The 16,691-nt window shown below is 62.3% G+C and carries 16 protein-coding genes; 15 read left to right on the top strand and 1 reads right to left on the bottom strand.

Features of this window, described 5'->3' with window-relative positions; translation table 11 throughout:
• Positions 1-144: 144 nt before the first annotated feature.
• The 15 genes from PBDP_RS17670 (at position 145) to PBDP_RS17600 (ending at position 15,601) form a co-directional block, all read left to right on the top strand.
• Positions 145-1,686 (top strand): acetolactate synthase large subunit, encoded by a 1,542-nt coding sequence (locus PBDP_RS17670; protein WP_109753214.1) that lies wholly within the window; start codon positions 145-147, stop codon positions 1,684-1,686.
• A 10-nt stretch (positions 1,687-1,696) separates the two neighbouring features.
• On the top strand, positions 1,697-3,187 hold the full coding sequence (locus PBDP_RS17665) for an aldehyde dehydrogenase family protein (RefSeq protein ID WP_109753213.1): 1,491 nt from the start codon (positions 1,697-1,699) through the stop codon (positions 3,185-3,187).
• Positions 3,188-3,213: 26 nt separating this feature from the next.
• Complete coding sequence (locus tag PBDP_RS17660) at positions 3,214-4,008, top strand: SDR family NAD(P)-dependent oxidoreductase (RefSeq protein ID WP_092445563.1); 795 nt, start codon at positions 3,214-3,216, stop codon at positions 4,006-4,008.
• A 12-nt stretch (positions 4,009-4,020) separates the two neighbouring features.
• Positions 4,021-5,061 (top strand): VPS10 domain-containing protein, encoded by a 1,041-nt coding sequence (locus PBDP_RS17655; protein ID WP_212801072.1) that lies wholly within the window; start codon positions 4,021-4,023, stop codon positions 5,059-5,061.
• A gap of 11 nt (positions 5,062-5,072) precedes the next feature.
• Positions 5,073-5,522, top strand: a complete 450-nt coding sequence (locus tag PBDP_RS17650; RefSeq protein WP_109753211.1) for a VOC family protein — start codon at positions 5,073-5,075, stop codon at positions 5,520-5,522.
• Positions 5,523-5,535: 13 nt separating this feature from the next.
• A complete protein-coding gene (locus PBDP_RS17645; RefSeq protein WP_212801071.1) occupies positions 5,536-6,138 on the top strand; it encodes an amino acid synthesis family protein in 603 nt (200 codons plus the stop codon).
• Between the two features lie 27 nt (positions 6,139-6,165).
• Positions 6,166-7,029: an alpha/beta fold hydrolase gene (locus PBDP_RS17640; RefSeq protein WP_109753209.1), complete on the top strand. Its 864-nt coding sequence runs from the start codon at positions 6,166-6,168 to the stop codon at positions 7,027-7,029.
• A gap of 2 nt (positions 7,030-7,031) precedes the next feature.
• The gene (locus PBDP_RS17635; RefSeq protein ID WP_212801070.1) at positions 7,032-8,639 is read left to right on the top strand and encodes a bifunctional 3-(3-hydroxy-phenyl)propionate/3-hydroxycinnamic acid hydroxylase; all 1,608 of its coding nucleotides are present in this window, start codon (positions 7,032-7,034) and stop codon (positions 8,637-8,639) included.
• Positions 8,636-9,418 carry a 2-keto-4-pentenoate hydratase gene (locus PBDP_RS17630; RefSeq protein WP_212801069.1) on the top strand — a complete coding sequence of 261 codons (783 nt, stop codon included), beginning with the start codon at positions 8,636-8,638 and terminating at the stop codon, positions 9,416-9,418. Before PBDP_RS17635 ends, PBDP_RS17630 begins: the two co-directional genes overlap by 4 nt.
• 204 nt (positions 9,419-9,622) lie before the next feature.
• Entirely contained in the window at positions 9,623-10,564 is a 942-nt protein-coding gene (locus tag PBDP_RS17625) for a helix-turn-helix domain-containing protein (RefSeq protein ID WP_109753386.1), read from the top strand.
• 238 nt (positions 10,565-10,802) lie between these two features.
• Positions 10,803-11,471 carry a GntR family transcriptional regulator gene (locus tag PBDP_RS17620; protein ID WP_109753206.1) on the top strand — a complete coding sequence of 223 codons (669 nt, stop codon included), beginning with the start codon at positions 10,803-10,805 and terminating at the stop codon, positions 11,469-11,471.
• A gap of 79 nt (positions 11,472-11,550) precedes the next feature.
• Positions 11,551-12,357, top strand: coding sequence for an ABC transporter substrate-binding protein (locus tag PBDP_RS17615; RefSeq protein ID WP_116832701.1), 807 nt, complete (start codon positions 11,551-11,553; stop codon positions 12,355-12,357).
• A gap of 12 nt (positions 12,358-12,369) precedes the next feature.
• Positions 12,370-13,146, top strand: coding sequence for an amino acid ABC transporter permease (locus PBDP_RS17610; protein ID WP_109753204.1), 777 nt, complete (start codon positions 12,370-12,372; stop codon positions 13,144-13,146).
• Between the two features lie 2 nt (positions 13,147-13,148).
• Positions 13,149-13,928 (top strand): amino acid ABC transporter ATP-binding protein, encoded by a 780-nt coding sequence (locus PBDP_RS17605; RefSeq protein WP_109753203.1) that lies wholly within the window; start codon positions 13,149-13,151, stop codon positions 13,926-13,928.
• Between the two features lie 62 nt (positions 13,929-13,990).
• Positions 13,991-15,601 (top strand): gamma-glutamyltransferase family protein, encoded by a 1,611-nt coding sequence (locus tag PBDP_RS17600; RefSeq protein ID WP_212801068.1) that lies wholly within the window; start codon positions 13,991-13,993, stop codon positions 15,599-15,601.
• 9 nt (positions 15,602-15,610) lie between these two features.
• Here PBDP_RS17600 and PBDP_RS17595 read toward each other — a convergent pair whose 3' ends face one another.
• Complete coding sequence (locus tag PBDP_RS17595; protein WP_109753201.1) at positions 15,611-16,627, bottom strand: NADP-dependent oxidoreductase; 1,017 nt, start codon at positions 16,625-16,627, stop codon at positions 15,611-15,613.
• Positions 16,628-16,691: the final 64 nt, after the last annotated feature.

The raw sequence follows: 16,691 nt of genomic DNA, 5'->3' as shown, positions 1-16,691 counted from the left end.
ACAAGCTCATTTGCGGCGGTTTTATCTCAATAAAAATGCATAAATCTCAGAATATGATTTTTATGCAGAAAAATAGCTTGTTTTGTCGGTTCTCCTGTGTGATAAATCTCAGCCACTGCAAACGCTCGATCAAGAGGGCTGGAAATGAATGGTGCGCAACTGATAGTGAAGGCGGCGGTGGCGAGTGGTATCGAATACTGCTTCGCCAATCCCGGAACGACTGAAATCCCCCTGGTGGCAGCCATGGCCAGTGCGCCAGCCCTCAAGCCGGTATTGTCCTTGTTCGAGGGGGTATGCACCGGTGCCGCGGACGGCTACGGCCGGATTGCCGGCAAGCCGGCGATGACCCTGACTCACCTGGGGCCTGGCTTTGCCAATGGCATTGCCAACCTGCACAACGCGCGTCGCGCCAATACCCCGATCGTCAACGTCATCGGCGATCACGCGTCATGGCACGTCAACTACGATCCGCCGCTGGCCAGTGATATCCAGGCCCTGGCCGGGAGCGTTTCCGGATGGGTGCGCACATCGCGCACCGCATCGGGTGTAGGCGAAGATTTCCAAGAGGCCGTGCGTGCCGCCTGGCAAGCCAACGGACAGATCGCCAGCCTGATCCTGCCAATGGATCTGCAAGCCAACACTGTGCAGCATGAGAAAGCCTTCACGGCATTGCGGGCCCCGGTTCGGCGTTTTGCCGGTGACCGGATCGAGGCGGTCGCCCAGGCATTGCGTGATGGCCGGCGCCTGGTGTTTATCGTTGGCGACCAAGGCTTGTCCGTCGCCGGGCTCGAAGCGGCGGGGCGCCTGGCCCAGTTGCCGGGTGTGCGCCTGTTCGCCGAAACCTTTCCACGCCTGAGCTATCGCGGTGGTGGCCTGCCTGACCTGGATCGTCTGCCTTACTTCCCCGAAGTGGCCATTGAGATCCTTGACCAATACGACGCGGTGGTTTGCGCCGGTGTGCCGGACCCGATCAGTTATTTCGGCTACGAAGGCATCGCTTCTCGCCTGGCTGAACGTGAACGCCTGCTCTGCCTGGCGGAAGTCGGGGACGACGTCGCCGGAGCGCTCACTGCGCTTGCCGATGCGCTCGAGGCGCCGGCTTATGTGCCAACGCCAATGGGTATCGAGCTGCCACCAGGCGATGCCACGTTGACGCCCCAGTCCGTGGGTCAGGTGCTGGCCGCATCGCTGCCGGACGATTGCATCGTTTCGGTGGAAGGCGGGACGTGCGGCTATCCATTCTTCACCGCCTCGGCCCACGCCGCGCGGCATCGGGTCTTGACCAACACCGGTGGGGCCATCGGCCAGGGTATTCCGGTGGGCTTTGGCGCCGCCATGGCCGAGCGTGGCAACCAGGTGTTCTGCCTGCAATCGGACGGCAGTGCCCAGTACACCATCCAGACCTTGTGGAGCATCGCCCGCGAGCAACTGCCGGTGGTGATCCTGATCGCGGCCAACCATCGCTACGCCATTTTGCAGAACGAGCTGCGCCGCTTCGGCATGACCGAGCTGGGCCCCGAGGCCTTGAGCCTGACCGTACTGGACCGTCCACGCATCGATTGGAAAGCCCTCGCCAAGGGCTATGGCTTGCCGGCCAGCACCGTGCATACCAATGGTGAGTTGCATCGGGCCCTGGCCAATGCCAAGGCCGACGGCGGCCCTTGCCTGATTGAAATGGCGCTGTGAAGGAGCGGATATGAACCCGATTCAATTGTTACCTGCCGTCGAGAAGTTCCTGTCGCAACCGGGACGCCTGTTTATCGGCGGCACCTGGCAGGACGCCGCCAATGGCCGTCGGTTTGCCGTGGAGAACCCAGCCACTGAGCAGACCCTGACTGAAGTCGCCGAAGGCGGCGAACGCGACGTGGATGCAGCCGTCGCCGCCGCCCGCGCGGCCTTCACCGGGACCTGGGCGCAGCAGTCGCCGGCCCAGCGTGGGTTGTTGCTGTTTCGCCTGGCGGAACTGCTCGACCAGCATCGCGAAGAGTTGGCGCAACTGATCACCCTGGAAAACGGCAAGCCGATTGCCAACGCCCGCGGGGAGGCGGCGAGTGCCGCCAACATCATTCGCTACTTTGCCGGCTGGCCGACCAAGATCGAAGGCAGCACGCTGCCGGTATCGCCTTCCAGTGGCGCGCCGATGCTCAACTACACCTTGCGCGAGCCCGTGGGCGTCTGTGCGTTGATCGTGCCGTGGAACTTCCCGCTGACCATGTGCGTGTGGAAGCTCGGCCCGGTGCTGGCGACCGGTTGTGTCGCGGTGCTCAAGCCCGCCGAGCAGACGCCCCTGGTTGCCATTCGCCTGGTGCAACTGATCGAGGCCGCCGGTTTCCCGGCCGGGGTGGTCAACCTGCTCACCGGTCTTGGTGTGCATACCGGCGCACCGCTGGCCCAGCACCCGGACGTGGACAAGATCGCCTTCACCGGATCGACCCAGGTGGGACGGCTGATCGCCCAGGCCGCCACCGGCAACATGAAGAAGGTTTCGCTGGAGTTGGGTGGCAAGTCTCCCAACATCATCCTGCCGGACGCCGATATCGTCCGGGCCGCCAAAGGCGCCGCCGACGGCATTTTCTACAACCAGGGGCAAGTCTGCACCGCCGGATCGCGTCTGTACGTGCACGCCAGCGTCCTCGACCAGGTGCTTGAAGAACTCCAGCGCCATGCGGCCGCCCATGTGTTGGGGCCTGGCCTGGATCCGGCCAGTAGCATGGGCCCGCTGGTCTCGGCCCGGCAATTGGGTACGGTGCGTGGCTACCTGCAACGGGGCCAGGAAGAGGGCGCCGAACTGATCTGCGGCGGTGACCGGCCGGCCCACCTGGAACAGGGGCACTTCATTCAGCCCAGCGTGTTTCTCGACCGCGCCGAGCGTGCCTGTGTCGCCCGGGAAGAAATTTTCGGCCCGGTGCTGACCGTCATGAGCTGGACCGAAATCGACGAGCTGGTACTACGCGCCAACGACTCGCCTTACGGCCTGGCCGCCGGTCTCTGGACCCGTGACTTGCGTTCCGCCCATCGCGTGGCTGCGCAGTTGAAGGCCGGCTCGGTGTGGATCAACTGCTGGAACGTCGTCGACCCGGCCTCGCCATTTGGCGGCTACAAGCAATCCGGCTGGGGCCGGGAAATGGGCAAGAACGTGATCGATGCCTACACCGAAACCAAAAGTGTCTTCGTCGATCTCGCCTGAGCCGAACAATCACAAGAGGAACTGCTATGGATCTGGAATTGCAAGGCCGCGTGGCGATCGTCACCGGCGGTGGTATGGGTATCGGCAAGGAAGTCGCGCGTTTTCTGTCCCAGGAAGGTTGCAAGGTGGTGATCTGTGCGCGGCGCATGGAGTTTCTCCAGCAGGCCGCCGAGGAAATCACCGCAGAAACCGGCAACGAAGTGCTGCCGCTGTTCTGTGACACCAACCAGATGTCGGCGGTGTCGGACATGGTCGAGGCGGCCCACAAGCACTTTGGCCGCATCGACATCCTGGTCAACGGCGCCGCGGCACCGTCCGGTGTGGTGCGCAACGACATCGAACATGCCGGTGACGATGAATTGCTCTCGGACCTCAACACCAAGGTGATCGGCTATTTTCGTTGCGCCAAGGCAGTGACTCCGCACATGAAGGCCGGCGGCTTCGGTCGCATCATCAACATCGGTGGCCTGACCGGGCGCGGCAGCAAGGTGCTTTCGGGCATGCGCAACCTGGCCATTGCCCACATGACCAAAACCCTCTCCGACCAGTTGGGCCCATCGGGCATCACGGTCAACCTGATCCACCCCGGTGTAGTGGATACCCCGCACATCCAGGAGCTGTACGAGCGCGAAGGGGTCAAGCAGGGCAAGACGCCCGAGCAGGTGGAGCAGGGTTACATCGACGCGACGCCGATCCGGCGCACCCTGGCGCCCATCGAAATGGGCTGGCTGATCGGTTTCCTCGCATCCCCCAAGGCCGGTGCCGTGACCGGGGAATCCATTGGCATCGACGGCGGCTTGACCCGTGGCATCTTCATTTGAGGAGCAGCAGTGATGAGTAACGGAACCCTTTTGGTCGCCACCGTAGGGCAGGCGGTAATCCGCAGCGCCGACGATGGCCGCACCTGGCATCGCCTGGGCCTGGGCCAGGACCTGGAATTCGATGCGATCACCCGATCCCTGAGTGTCCATCCGGGGACACCGGAGGTGATCTACGCCGGCACCGACGTCGGCTTGTGCGTCAGCCGTGATACCGGAGGCCATTGGCAGCGGGTGGATTCGCCATTCAACGGACAGACTGTCTGGAAAGTGGCCGTGGACCCACAGGATGCACAGCGCATTTTCGTCGGCACTGGCGCGCCTTCGCGAGCGGTGCTGTGGCGCACCCTGGACGGCGGCCAGAGCTGGGATCGTGCCCCGGTGGAGATCCCGGAGTTCTGCGATGGCGTCAGTCGTCCGCGCTTGCTGGCCTTCGCCTACGACCCGACGGATCGCAACCAGCTCTGGTTCGGCCTGGAGGAGGGTGGGCTGTTCCACAGCCGTGACGGTGGCGACACCTGGACCCGTGTCGATGACCGCTTGCTGTGGGACTTCAACTCGGACGTGCACAACATCCTGGTTTTGCCCAACCATGGGCAAAAGGTCATTGTGGTGGTGTGCGTCAACGCCGTTTACCGCAGTCTCGACGAGGGGCTGACCTGGACCGGCATCGTCGCGCGGGAAGCTTTCGGCCTGTACTACGTGCGCGCCATGAATGCCCCGCTGGGCAGCGAAGATACCCTTTACCTGAGCATTTCCGACGGCACACCGGGCACGACCAGCAAGGTGCTGGTCTCCCGGGACGCCGCCCTCAGTTGGGAAGTGTTGCCACTGCCGCAGCAACCCAATTCCTGTGTCTGGGCGATTGCCTTGAACCCTGCCGACCCCCGCCAGATCGTCGCCGGTACCAAGTACGGGCATCTGTTCACCTCCGAGAACGGCGGTGACGGCTGGCAGAAGCAGTGGCGTGAATTCAGTGAAATCGCTGATGTGCTCTGGACGCCCGCCGTGGCGCAAATCAAGTCCGGGCATCAATCCATCATCAAGAAGAACTGAGGTATCGCGCGATGAAAGTCGAAGTCGTTCGTACTCACCTGTCGTTGTTCGTGAGCGACCCTGAAGTGTCGGCACGTTGGTACGCCGACGTGCTGGGCATGCATGAAAGCGCCCGGGGTGAAAGCTGGATCATGATGGCGTTTGGTGCCAAGCATCACGACATCGCGTTGCTCCGCGCGGAACCCGGGGCCCACCAGGGCGGCCTGGGGTTGCAGCACTACGGGCTGGAGATCGCGGGCGACATGACCACCCTGCGCAAGCTCTACGGCATGTTGCTGAAAAAGGGCGTCGAGGTGGTGAAGATCACCGACCACGAGATCGGCAACGGCGTGTATTTCAACGACCCCGATGGCAATCGCATGGAATTTTTCCTCGAGTCCGAACACGACGATGCACGCGGCAAGGCCCGCTTCAAGGCGGCCGGGGCGCCCAGCCGCCATTTTGATCTCGACCCACTTTAAGGAGATACGTCTGATGAAAACCGCAAATTTCGCCAGTTACCACATTCGCAAATGGTACAGCTTCGTCGAGGAAACCCTGGCCAACGAAACCGGCCAGTTGGCCGATGGTGAGCCGCTGTTCAAGTACGCCATTGGCGCCGTGATCGCCAACCCTTACGCCGGACGCTTCAGCGAAAGTCTGGCCGAGCTGATCGAGCCTTCACCGTTGTTGGGCCAGGAGTTTGGTCGGCGCATCCAGGCTCTGGCCGGCCAGCGGGAAATCGTGAGTTACGGCAAGGCGTGCCTGGTGGGCAGCCAGGGCGAGTACGAGCATGGCAATGCATTGTTGACCAATCCGGCGGCGGATCCGATCCGCGTCGCATTGGGCGGCGGCAAGTCCTGGGTGCCTTCCACGGGCAAGCGTGGCGGGCCTGGCGTGACCATCGATGTGCCGCTGGCCCACAAGGACGCGCTATATGTCCGCTCGCACTACGACAGCATTTCGCTTTCGTTCGGTGATGGTCCCTCGGCCGACGAGCTGGTCATCATCTGGGCCTTCGCCACGCGCGGGCGCTTGCATGCACGTCTCGGTGGCCTCCAGGCTGTGGACGTGAAGGGTAATGACGGCCTGTATTGAGGTGCGTTGACCGTGGGAAGCAAACGAATGTCTGCAAACAGCCAGTTCTTCACCAATCGATCCGGGATGCGCCTGCACTATCTGTCCTGGGGCAATGCGTCGGGCATTCCCGTCCTGATGCTGCATGGGTTGCGCGCCTATGCCCAGACCTGGACGTCATTGGCCAATGCACTGGGCGAGCAGTACTGTTGCTATGCCCTGGATCAGCGCGGTCGTGGCGACAGTGACTGGGCAGAAGCTTCCAGCTACCGGACCGAGGCCTATGTCAGTGATCTGGAAGATTGGGTCGCGCACCTGGGCCTGGAGCGTTTCGTCCTGGTCGGGCATTCCCTCGGCGGCACCAATGCGCTGGAGTATGCCCGGCTCAATCCCGGACGCCTGCAAGCCCTGGTGATCGAAGACATCGGCCCCGGTTCGTCGGTCAGCGGCGACGGTGCAGAGCGCATCCGTCGCGAGATGAGCCAGACGCCGCTGTCGTTTCCCGACTGGGAAAGCGCCGCGCAATTCTGGCGCCGATCGCGGCCGGGTCTGTCTGCCCAGGGGCTGACGTCCAGATTGACCCACTCGATGAAGCAAACACCGGAAGGCATCGGCTGGCGCCATGATCAGGCCGGGATTGCCGAGGCGCGCTTGAGCATCACCCCGACCGATCTGTGGCCGGCGGTTCGGGCCCTGGATTGCCCGACGCTGTTCATCCGCGGCGCGCGTTCCGATTTTCTGCCCCAGGCGACCCTGGAGGCTATGAAAGAGGCCAACCCGCAGGTGCGCACAGCGCAAATCGCCGATGCCAGCCATTATGTCCATGACGACCAGGAGGACACCTTCAACCGTGTCGTCAGGGACTACTTGCACGACCAATGCCTACAACCACAACAACAAAGCGGTGAATAGCGATGAAGCAGGAGAAAACCCAGGTTGTCATCGTGGGCGGCGGCCCGAACGGGATCACGGCCGCTCATTACATGGGGCTGTACGGAATCGACTGCATCGTCCTTGAATTGGCTGACGGCGTCCTGCCGTATCCGCGCGCGGTGGGCATGGATGACGAGGCGCTACGGGTGTTGCAGGGTATCGGCATCGCCGAGCTGGCCGCGCGCGACATGATCTGCAACGTGCCCTTGCGTTACTACAATGCGCGAGGCGTCTGTTTTGCCGAGGTCAAACCGAGCACGGCGAACTATGGCTGGCCGATGCGCAACATCTTCATGCAACAGTTGCTTGAAACGACATTGCGCGAACAACTGGGCAAACACACCAGCGTCGAGTTGCGCCAGGGCCATGAAATGCTCGACCTGGAGCAGGATGCCGAGGGCGTGACCTTGCAGGTGCGAGATGCCGGGGGCGAGCTCTATCAATTGCAGGCGCAGTACGTGATCGGCGCCGATGGCGGACGTTCCAGCGTGCGCAAGAAACTCGGTATCGAACTGCTGGGGTTGACCCATCCACGCAAATGGGTGGTGATCGACACGGCCAACGATACCCTGGATGCACCCTACACGGCCCTGCATGCCGACCCTCAACGCCCCTTTGTCTGTATCTACCTGCCGTATCAGCAACGGCGCTGGGAGTTCATGCTCCTGGAGGGCGAAGATGAGGCCAGGATGTGCGAAGAGGCGACGATCCGGGACTTGATCCGTGGACATATCGGCGAGGCGGTCGATCAGCTGGAAATCATCCGGATCCGTGCCTACACCCATAATTCCCGGGTCGCGGCGCGTTTTGTCCAGGGCCGGGTGGCATTAGTGGGGGACGCGGCACATATTTCCCCGCCCTGGGCCGGGCAGGGGCTCAATTCAGGCTTGCGTGATGTCGCCAACGTTGCCTGGAAGCTCGCCGCGATTCTCCAGGGGCGTGCATCGCCGGCGATTCTGGCCAGTTACGATCAGGAGCGCCGTGGGCATGCGACCGACCTCATCGCGTTGGCCGACAACATGGGTGCCGTCCTGGGGCTGACCAACCCGCTGATGGCCGGTGTCCGGGACTGGTTGTTCCAGGCCGTCAACAGCGTCGACAACCTTCGCTCGCACTTGCTGGAATTCAAGTTCAAACCCAAGGCGACCATCACCAAAGGCCTGGTGTATCACGAGCGCGCCGAGCTGCATGAGGATGATCTGGTCGGGCAGTTGTTCATCCAACCGTCTATCGAAGATGCCCAGGGCCAGCGCCGGCGCCTGGACGAAGTGTTGGGGCATTCCTATGCGGTGCTAGGGTATCGGGTCAATCCGAGCGAACAGCTCAGCGAGCAAACCGCCGCCTGGTGGGCGCGCTGGGACACACGTTTCATCCAGATCAATCGTTCGCGCAGTGGCGTGGGGCGTAACCAGCCCTTGTCTGCCAATGGCGCCATTTGCGTCGAGGACGTCGATAACCGCCTGGGCGAATGGTTTGCCAAGGTGCGTGATTGCATCGTGGTGGTGCGGCCGGATCGGTTTGTCGCGGCGATCACCACACCCGAGCGGCTCGAAGGCGTATTGCGCAAACTGGCGGAGCAACTCTCATGAGGCGCGAAGACGATCTACTGGTCCGGCTTCACGATGCCGCGCAGGCCGTACACCCCTTGCCTTCGTTGGAGCCTCACGCCTTCGACCTGTCGGCGGGCTACACCTTGCAGCGCGAGGCAATGCGCCGACGTCAGGTCGCTGGTGAGCAGTTGACCGGATGGAAGGTGGCCTTCGCTGGCCGCGCCGCCCAGGACCGTTTCGGTATTGATGAGCCGGTATTGGGCGGACTGACCGATGTCATGGCTGTGAAACCCGGCAGTACGCTGGCGCTTGCACGGCTGATCCAGCCCAAGCTGGAAATCGAGTTGGCGTTTGTCCTGGGGCGTACGCTGGTGCCAGGTTTTTACAGCGACGAAGATATTCTGGCCGCTGTGTCCGAGGTCGCGCCGGCGTTCGAAATTGCCGATTGCCGCTGGGAGGGCTGGCGTTTCGGCGTCGGGGCGTTTCTGGCCGACAATGCCGCTGCGGGGCTTTATTGCCTTGGCTCGCGAGTCAGGTTTCATCCTGAGCAATTGACCCACGTGACCTATCGCCTGGAATGCGACGGGGTGCCCTGCGGCGAAGGCAATGCCCAGGCGCGCGAGGACACCCCCCAGGCAAACCTGTGCTGGCTGGTACGGCGCTTGCTGGCCGACGGGCAGTGCGTTGAAGCGGGCCAGGTGGTGCTTTCCGGCTCTTTGTTGGCGCCCTTGGAGATCAAGGCCGCCGAATACCGGTTGTACATGCTTGGCATGGAACTGGCTTTGGTTTTCCAGGCGGATGAAGACGGTCGACAGTAAGAACTGTTTACTCAAGTGAAATGATGCACGCGTGGCGAGGGAGCTTGCTCCCGCTTGACCGGGCTGGCGCTCCAGTGCGAAGCGCTCACCAAAATGGGTCTGCTGCGCAGCCCAGCGGGAGCAAGCTCCCTCGCCACGAGGCTACCGACTTGCTTGCATAATCGTACCAGGCAATAAGGGCAGGGCCACCGAGGAACAATGATCATGTTCGCCGAAGTTCGTACTTTCAATGATCCTCAGCAACACGCCGGTTCGATCCTGGGCTGGCAACAAGTCTACGATCAGCTCGGGCGTGGATGCCTCTCCAGCGAGCTGCGGCAGGTGTGCGCCGATCGTTTCCAGATTTTCCAGGAGGTGCTGGATAAACGGGTGGTGCAGCGTGGTTGCGCGCCAAAAGGGCGCCTGTGCATTGCCATGTCGCTGGGCGGTGCGCCAGTGGTCCAGGGGCACCAGGTGGGCGCCCACAGCGTCGTGCTGCTGCGAGATGGCGAAGACTTCGTCCTGCACGCCCCGGAGGGTACGCACTTCTTCGCGGCCAATGTCGACACGGTACGGTTCGCCAAGCTGGCGGCCTATGAACTGTCGAGTGAACAACTCAAGCGCTTGAAAAGCGTGTCCCAAGTCAGCGTGGATGAGGTGGTACTGCGCAGGGTGCAGCAAAGGATTCACCCACTGTTTGGCCACCTTTTGGAACAGGCGGACGCCGTCAATCCCGCCTCGGAAAAAATCCTCGAGGACGTCCTGCTCAACGCCTTCCTCGACCTGTTCAGTCACGCCTCGGACGAGGTGCGTGGCCGCCGCGGCAATTTTGCCGTCAGCGCCTACCTGGTCAAGCGCTGCCAGGAACTGGTCGACGCCAGCGCAGATGTGCCCTTGAGCATTCTCGATCTGTGCGAGCAATTGCGGGTCAGTCGCAGGACCCTGCAAAACAGTTTCCAGGCGGTCACCGGGATGCGTCCGATGGAATACCTGCGCAACCTGCGGCTCAACGCTGTGCGCCGACGTCTGATCGCAACCCATGCGGCTACATTGAACGTCAGTGAAATTGCCGTGGCGATGGGGTTTTACCACCTGAGTCATTTTGCGGCCCATTACCGGGCGCTGTTCGGCGAGTCGCCGTCAGATACGCCCAGGGCACAGGCATGATGAGCCGCTGTTTGCGGTGTTACCGAAGCACCATCTTGCACCCATAAAAGGCAGCCGCTGAGCTGTTTGGTAGCACACCTGTGCGGTTCAGCCGGTAGTGGCGCTTGAGTCTGGCCGTCGTTTCCCCTGGGAAAATCCCTTCAAATCAATCTCTTGCACGATGACGCGCGAGGTTGGCACGCATTCTGCCTTTTTGAATTCATGGATAATTGGATACAAAAATGCAGAAGGTGCTGCCATGCAGTTCGCTCCGACTTACGCTGAACGCCCGCCCATGACTGCCGAAGAAGAGGCTTACAACTTCTTGCTCAATGCCATTTGTGGCGGTCGGTTACGCAAAGGTGACCGGCTGATTGCCGAGGACATTGCCAACGAGATCGGCATGAGCCGGATGCCGGTGCGCGAGGCCTTTCGCCGTCTGGATGCCCAGGGCCTGGTGACTCTGCGGCCCAATCGTGGAGCGATTGTCAGCGGCCTGGACATCGAAGAGTTGCACGAAGTCTTCGAAATGCGCAGCGCCCTGGAAGGCCTGGCGGTCCGTGTCGCGACAGCCAGAATCGGCGAACGCCAGTTGGCCGCCCTGGAGCGCTTGCTCGACGAGATGGACGATTACCGCGAGGAAAGCGCCGAGTGGGTCAGTCGTCATCGCGCTTTCCATGAATACCTGTGCAGCCTCAGTGGTCGCCCCCGTTTGTTGAAGCAGATCAGCGCGCTCTATTCCCTGATCGAAGCGCCCATGCGTCTGTGGTTGCAGCATGTGGAAAAGCCCCTGAGCGCACGCCAGGAGCACATGCTGATCCTCGACGCGCTGCGTGCTGGCGACGCCGAGAAGGCCGAGGCGGTGGTGCGTGCACACATCGAAGGCACCGTTCCTGAATTGATCGAGTTCCTGCAATCGAAAAAATAACGAGAGCAGGACACTTAGAGCCTGCCCGTGTTTTGACTTTGAGTACTGCCCGTTACTTACTGAACTGGAGTGTCTGGTCATGCATAAGCCTCGCCTGTTGGTTGCCGCTATATCCTTGGGTTTCTGTGCGCAGTGGGCGGTTGCCGCGCCCGTTGTCCCGGAGCGTTTGCTCAAGGTCGACAAACTCGTCTACTGCTCGGGCATGGATTCGCCACCGCTGGTGTCCTTCGATGAGGCGCAGAAACCCAAGGGATTGACCGTGGACCTGGGGTTGGAAATCGCCAAGCGTCTGGGCGACAAGAAGGTGGAATGGCGGGTCATTCCCTTCTCCGGGTTGCTCCCCGCGTTGCTGGCCCGACAGTGCGACATGATCGTCGACCAGCTGTTTGACAAGCCCGAGCGCCGCGAGGTGATCGACATCGTCAACTACATGTATTCCAGCCAGGCGGTGGTGGTGCCCAAGGGCAATCCCAAGGGCCTCAAGACATTGCCGGATCTCTCCGGGCACAAGGTCGCGGTGCTCAACGGTTCCACCATCAAGACCCTGCTCGACGCCGAGAACGAAACCCTGGCCAAGGCCGGCAGGCCAGCGATGAAGCTGGTGGTCTACAACACCGACACCGATGCTTTCCAGGCCTTGCGCATCAGCCAGGTCGACGCCTACGGCACCACCGTGGAAACCGCCGGTTACTACGCCGCCATGGCGCCCGACCTGTTCGAGGAAGGGGTGCCGGCCTTCAGCCGGATTCTCACCGGCCTGGGCATTCGCAAGGACGATCCGCAACTGACCGCCGCCGTGCAGCAGGTGATCAGTGATATGCGCAGCGATGGCAGCTACAGCCAACTGCTCGGTAAATGGCATGTCGCCAGTGACACACTCGATTGAGGTGAACCATCGATGAATTTCAATTGGGATGTGTTCTGGCAGTACCTGTTGCAGCCCAGTGGGGTGTACCTCACCGGGCTCTGGTTGACCTGCCTGATCAGCGTGCTGGCGATGCTGCTGGGTTGTGTGCTGGGGCTGGCCGCGGCGTTGCTGCGGTTGTCGCGTAACCCGTTGCTGAACCTGCCGGTACGCTTCTATGTATGGTTGATGCGCGGTACGCCGCTGCTGGTGCAGATCGTCTTTCTCTACACCGCGCTGGCCGCCGGCGGGATTTTCCGCTTCGAAGACATCGACCTGTTCGGCCTGGTCATTCCTGGCAATATCCAGGCCGCGATCATTGCCCTGGGCCTCAACGAGGGTGCCTACATGGCCGAGATCATCCGCGCCGGCATTGGCGCGGTGGACAAGGGCCAATACGAGGCCGGGCGTTCCCTGGGCATGACCTTCGCCAAACTGATGCGCCGCATTGTCTTGCCCCAGGCGTTCCGGGTCATCGTTCCGCCGCTGGGCAACGAGTTCAACGTGATGCTCAAGAACACCACGCTGGTCAGTGTGATCGGCGTCCAGGAACTGTTGCTCAGTACCCAGATGGTTACTTCGGCGACGTTCCGGGTGTTCGAGCTGTACCTGGTGGTGGCGATCTATTTCCTGTTGCTGACTACATTGTGGGGCTTTTTCCAGCGCTGGCTGGAGGCCCGTTTCGGCCAGTCGGACCGGCCTTCGTCGCCACCGCCGGCGTCGACGCGGATGTTCGGTCGCAGCACCCTGAACCTGCTGAGGGCTCGTTAACCATGGCGCACAAAAGCGAAGAGCTGATTATCGAGGCGCTGGACGTCCACAAGTCCTTCGGCGAGCTGCAGATTCTCAAGGGCATCTCCCTGCAAGTACGGCGCGGCGAAGTGGTGGTTCTGATCGGTGCCTCCGGCTCGGGCAAGACCACGTTCATTCGTTGCATCAACCTGCTGGAGGACATCCAGGGCGGCCGCATCCGCGTCAATGGCCGGGCCATGGGGTATCGCGAGCGGGCCGACGGCAGCCTGGTGCGTGAGTCGGAGCGCAACATTGCCCGTCAGCGCCGGGACATCGGCATGGTCTTCCAACGTTTCAACCTGTTCCCCCACATGACCGCCCTGGAGAACATCATCGAGGCGCCGATCCAGGTGCTCGGCGTGACTCGCGCCGCCGCGTTGGAGCAGGCTCGCGGGTTGCTGCAGCGGGTCGGCCTGGCGGACAAGGCAGATCACTACCCGTCGATGCTCTCCGGCGGCCAGCAACAGCGGGTGGCGATCGCTCGGGCCCTGGCCATGAAACCCCAGGCCATGTTGTTCGACGAACCCACCAGCGCCCTCGACCCGGAGACCGTCGGCGAGGTGCTGCAAGTGATGAAGGAGTTGGCCGAGGAGGGGATGACCATGGTCGTGGTGACGCACGAAATGGGTTTTGCCCGGGAAGTGGCCGACCGCGTGGTGGTGCTGGATCAAGGCGAGCTCATCGAGCAAGGGCCGCCGGAGCAGATCTTCTGTCACCCCATTCACCCGCGTACCCGGGCTTTTCTCAGTCGGGTGCTTTGACCTGTGCACGATTGTCCATCCTGGATCCGGTCAATCAATTCTTGTATTGAAGAGCCTTCGCCATGCTGAAATTTTCTGCCCACGAGTATCCTTATCCATCGCAACGCCAGAGCGTTTTCGCCCGTCGGGGCATGGTCGCCGCGTCCCAGCCCCTGGCTGCCCAGGCGGGCATCGAGATCATGCAAAAAGGCGGCAATGCCATCGACGCCGCCATCGCCACGGCGGCGGCGCTGACGGTGGTGGAACCCACCGGTTGCGGCATCGGCGGTGACGCCTTCGCCCTGGTCTGGTGCAAGGGGCAGTTGCACGGCCTCAACGGCAACGGCCATGCACCCGCCGCCTTGAGTATCGAAGCGGTCAGGGCCGCTGGTCATGAACAGATGCCGCTCTATGGCTGGACACCGGTGACCGTCCCGGGTTGCCCATCGGCCTGGGCCGAGTTGTCCGGACGCTTTGGCAAGCTGCCCTTTGCCGAGCTGCTGCAACCGGCGATCAGCCTGGCGCGGGATGGCTTTGCGTTGTCGCCGGTGGTTGCCCATCAATGGCAGATCGCGGTGAACGAGTTCACGCCCCATCGCGATACCGTCCTGGAAACCTGGTTCGATACCTTTCTGATCGAAGGCCGTGCGCCACGGGCCGGGGAGGTTTTTCGCAACCTGGCCCAGGCCCGCACGCTCCAGGAGTTGGCCGACACCCACTGCGAAAGCCTCTATCGCGGTGCATTGGCCGAGCGCCTGGACGCCCATTCCCGAGCCAGTGGCGGTTACCTGCGCGCCTCGGACCTCAGGGATTACCGCGCCCAGTGGGTCGACCCTATCCACGTCAATTACCGAGGCGTGGATGTCTGGGAGATCCCGCCGAGCGGGCAGGGCCTGGTGGCCCTGATGGCGCTGAAGATACTGGAAGGTTTCGACTTCGATCACCGTGACAGCCAACAGACCTGGCATCGCCAACTGGAGGCGATGAAGTTGGCCTACAGTGACGGCCTGCACTACATCACCGACCCGCTGCACATGCGCGTGGCGGTGGCTGACCTGCTCAGTGATGACTACAGCGCTCGCCGGCGCGGGCAAATCGGCGAACAGGCCCAACCGCCCGTGCCCGGCGACCCCCACGCCAGCGGCACGGTGTACCTGGCGACCGCGGATGGGGAGGGCAATATGGTCTCGTTCATCCAGAGCAATTACCACGGGTTCGGTTCCGGCGTGGTGTTGCCCGACAGCGCTATCGCCCTGCAGAACCGTGGGCAGGAGTTCAGCCTCGATCCGAACCACGCCAACTGCCTGGCCCCGAGCAAGAAGACCTTCCATACCATCATTCCCGGATTTCTCACCCGCGATGGCGAGGCCCTCGGCCCCTTCGGCGTAATGGGCGGCTACATGCAGCCCCAGGGGCATGTGCAGATGGTCATGAACCTGGTGGATTTCGGCCTGAACCCGCAAGCGGCCCTGGACGCACCGCGCTGGCAATGGCTGGGGGACATGAAGGTCGGGATCGAGCACGGGGCGTCACGGGACTTGGCCAACGCCCTGGCGCGACGGGGGCATGAGGTCCAGATCGCCAGCGACCTGACCGACTATGGCCGCGGCCAGATCATCCTGCGTGACCCGGTCAGCGGCGTGCTGTGCGGCGGGACCGAGCCTCGGGCGGATTCGCATATTGCTGTTTGGTGATGAGCGGTTTCACTCATCGGCCATTCCTGAGTGAACCTTGATGACAACCTTGCCCTTGGACCGTCCTTGTTCGACGTAGTCCAGGGCCTCGGCCGTCGCGTCGAAGGGGAAGGATCGGTCGACCACCGGCTTGAGGTTGCCGGACTCGACGAGCGTGGCGATTTCACGCAGTTGCGGACCACTGGCGCGCATGAACACGAAGGCGTAGCTCACGCCCTTTCGGCGGGCCTTGCGGCGTATACCGCTGCTCAACAGGCCCGTGATCAGTCTCAGCGGCCAGGAAAACCCCTGGGCCTGGGCGAACTGCGGGGTGGGTGGCCCCGAAATGGAAATGAGCTGGCCGCCGGGTTTGAGGATCTTCAGCGACTTCTCCAGTTCATCGGCGCCCAGGCTGTTCAACACGACGTCATAGTCCTGCAGAGCGCTTGAGAAATCCTGCTGCTTGTAATCGATGACAACGTCCGCCCCCAGCGCTTTGACCCAGGGCACATTGCCGGTGCTGGTGGAGGTTGCAACGAAGGCACCGAGGTGCTTGGCAAGCTGGATGGCGAGGTTGCCGACGCCACCTGAACCGGCCTGGATGAACACCTTTTGTCCTTTCTTCAATCGGGCTGTTTCAACCAGTACCTGCCAGGCCGTCAGGGCGGCCAAGGGCAGGGCGGCGGCTTCTTCCATGCTGACGTTCATGGGTTTCATGGCCAGGGCATTTTCGTTCACTGCAATCTGCTCGGCGAAGGTGCCGATGTGCCCGTCCGGGGCGCGGGCATAGACTTCATCACCTGGCTTGAATTGCTGGACGCGGGATCCCACACGCACCACGACCCCGGCCAAGTCATGGCCCAGCACCAAGGGAAATGAATAGGGCAGGATCAGTTTGAATTCGCCTTGGCTGATCTTGGAGTCCAGTGGATTGACGCTGGCGGCATGCACGCGGACCAGAACGTCGTGGTCACCCACTTCAGGGGCCGGTAGGTCGCCCATACGGCCACTGTTCCTGCCGTAGCGGTCGATTAAAAATGCCTTCATGGTGCTTTGCTCTCATAAGGGATGCAGCGCAGTGATCACCCGCCAGGCATCCAGGAATACCGGC

This window comes from Pseudomonas sp. St290 (assembly GCF_018325805.1).
Classification (GTDB): domain Bacteria; phylum Pseudomonadota; class Gammaproteobacteria; order Pseudomonadales; family Pseudomonadaceae; genus Aquipseudomonas; species Aquipseudomonas bijieensis.
This window is presented reverse-complemented; position numbering and strand designations above follow the sequence as displayed.

What these genes read in the sequence shown, in the direction of transcription:
- PBDP_RS17670 (WP_109753214.1), top strand. Translation starts at nt 145, where the DNA reads ATGAATGGTGCGCAACTGATAGTGAAGGCGGCGGTGGCGAGTGGTATC.
- PBDP_RS17665 (WP_109753213.1), top strand. Translation starts at nt 1,697, where the DNA reads ATGAACCCGATTCAATTGTTACCTGCCGTCGAGAAGTTCCTGTCGCAA.
- PBDP_RS17660 (WP_092445563.1), top strand. Translation starts at nt 3,214, where the DNA reads ATGGATCTGGAATTGCAAGGCCGCGTGGCGATCGTCACCGGCGGTGGT.
- PBDP_RS17655 (WP_212801072.1), top strand. Translation starts at nt 4,021, where the DNA reads ATGAGTAACGGAACCCTTTTGGTCGCCACCGTAGGGCAGGCGGTAATC.
- PBDP_RS17650 (WP_109753211.1), top strand. Translation starts at nt 5,073, where the DNA reads ATGAAAGTCGAAGTCGTTCGTACTCACCTGTCGTTGTTCGTGAGCGAC.
- PBDP_RS17645 (WP_212801071.1), top strand. Translation starts at nt 5,536, where the DNA reads ATGAAAACCGCAAATTTCGCCAGTTACCACATTCGCAAATGGTACAGC.
- PBDP_RS17640 (WP_109753209.1), top strand. Translation starts at nt 6,166, where the DNA reads ATGTCTGCAAACAGCCAGTTCTTCACCAATCGATCCGGGATGCGCCTG.
- PBDP_RS17635 (WP_212801070.1), top strand. Translation starts at nt 7,032, where the DNA reads ATGAAGCAGGAGAAAACCCAGGTTGTCATCGTGGGCGGCGGCCCGAAC.
- PBDP_RS17630 (WP_212801069.1), top strand. Translation starts at nt 8,636, where the DNA reads ATGAGGCGCGAAGACGATCTACTGGTCCGGCTTCACGATGCCGCGCAG.
- PBDP_RS17625 (WP_109753386.1), top strand. Translation starts at nt 9,623, where the DNA reads ATGTTCGCCGAAGTTCGTACTTTCAATGATCCTCAGCAACACGCCGGT.
- PBDP_RS17620 (WP_109753206.1), top strand. Translation starts at nt 10,803, where the DNA reads ATGCAGTTCGCTCCGACTTACGCTGAACGCCCGCCCATGACTGCCGAA.
- PBDP_RS17615 (WP_116832701.1), top strand. Translation starts at nt 11,551, where the DNA reads ATGCATAAGCCTCGCCTGTTGGTTGCCGCTATATCCTTGGGTTTCTGT.
- PBDP_RS17610 (WP_109753204.1), top strand. Translation starts at nt 12,370, where the DNA reads ATGAATTTCAATTGGGATGTGTTCTGGCAGTACCTGTTGCAGCCCAGT.
- PBDP_RS17605 (WP_109753203.1), top strand. Translation starts at nt 13,149, where the DNA reads ATGGCGCACAAAAGCGAAGAGCTGATTATCGAGGCGCTGGACGTCCAC.
- PBDP_RS17600 (WP_212801068.1), top strand. Translation starts at nt 13,991, where the DNA reads ATGCTGAAATTTTCTGCCCACGAGTATCCTTATCCATCGCAACGCCAG.
- PBDP_RS17595 (WP_109753201.1), bottom strand. Translation starts at nt 16,627, where the DNA reads ATGAAGGCATTTTTAATCGACCGCTACGGCAGGAACAGTGGCCGTATG.